The 457-nt window shown below is 50.3% G+C and carries 1 protein-coding gene; it reads left to right on the top strand.

Features of this window, described 5'->3' with window-relative positions:
- Positions 1–291 (top strand): hypothetical protein (locus DVK07_RS24145; protein WP_233565658.1); only part of this gene is annotated, 291 nt, incomplete at its 5' end.
- Positions 292–457 lie beyond the last annotated feature (166 nt).

Raw genomic sequence — 457 nt, forward strand, 5'->3', positions numbered from 1 at the left:
GCGTATGTAATAGTCACTTTTAATAGTCATTCGAATACAGACTGGAAACTGGAGTTAGAAGGTCTAGAAAGGCCGAAATACAGATTCACAGTCGGCGATCCAGACTCACAGCACGACTATACCGACCTACTTATAAAGAACGCCAATCCCGGCCGGGATACGAATACAGGGACACACCAATCGAAAAAACAGGAATCGCCAAAACTCAGGGACAGCAGGCATATTACACAAGTGAAAACCAGGAATCACCAAAACTCAGGGACAGCAGGCATATCCAACAAGACTGATTAGCACGCTAGCACGCGCGCTCTCATACCAACCTCGCTGAACGCGTCACCCCTCGCAGCGACACCGCACTTCGCCACAATAGTGAGCCCGTCTATCTCAACTGGAACCACACACCCTGTTTCCAATGCCCCGGGCAATAGACCCATCCATACTGTCGCATCCCGCCATC

The organism is Halorubrum sp. Atlit-26R, from assembly GCF_003666015.1.
GTDB lineage: Archaea > Halobacteriota > Halobacteria > Halobacteriales > Haloferacaceae > Halorubrum.